At 74.7% G+C, this 879-nt stretch carries 1 pseudogene; it reads right to left on the reverse strand.

Annotated elements, in window-relative coordinates:
• Positions 1-337 (reverse strand): annotated as a pseudogene (locus IH00_RS41615) (hypothetical protein); the annotation flags it as partial.
• Between the last annotated feature and the right edge of the window lie 542 nt (positions 338-879).

Here is an 879-nt window from a genome sequence, read left to right on the forward strand (position 1 = left end):
CGCGCCCGGCCCGCCGCCCGCGCCCCGGCCGGGCGCCGCCGGTCTTCCGCCGTTGCCCACCGCCGCAGAGCAGCCGATCCCCGGCGCTCCGCCGTGTCGTCGTCCGTCCGCTTCCCGTCCGCTGTCTGTCCGCCGTGCGGCGAACAGGACTCCAGCGCGCCCTGCGCCGTTGGTACGGCCACGCGGTCGTGTCGGTCCCGGACAGCCACAGGGCATCGAACGCGGCGAAGTGCGCCGGCCGCCCGCCTGCGGACCGGGCCGCACTGGCGCGGCGCCGGGCGAGCCGGTCCTGCAGCCGCTCGAACGCGAGGCGCCCGGCTGCGTCCCACACGACCATCTCGCCGTCCGGCGCGCTCGCATCCGGCAGCCGCACGGCCCGGCCGCGATCTCCAGAAAACGCCGGCGCCGACGTGCAAGAGCCGGTTCGGCTTGGCGCCGATCACCCTGGTGTGACCTCAGGCTTGCGGTCAGGGACCACGGGAAGGCCGAGGGAGAGCGGGCCGCTGCGCGCGATACGGCGGGCCTGCTCGCGCTTGCCCCGCAGAAAGGTGGGTGTGAGGCCGAGCACCTCGATCCCGCCTCGCCAGTCCTCCTGGACAGCCCGTTGGCGGCGTGCAATCAGCTCTTCCTCCACCCCGTGAGCGGTCTGGACAATCCCCGCGGGTGCCGGGAGGACCAGGAAGAGGCGGCCGGCGCGGGCGTGGTCCGCGGGCTTTGCCGATGCTTCGGGGTGTCAGGTGGTGGTTGCCCTGTCCGAAGCCCGGCGGCGACACGGCCGGCCGTGCACCCGGGGTCCAGAAGCAGGTCCCGTGTCCGCGTACACGTGAACGTGGCCCTGGCAAGATTTCCGTGACGCCGGGGTGTGCCACCGTGCGCCGG

The sequence above is a fragment of the Streptomyces sp. NRRL S-118 genome (genome assembly GCF_000716335.1).
Classification (GTDB): Bacteria; Actinomycetota; Actinomycetes; order Streptomycetales; family Streptomycetaceae; genus Streptomyces.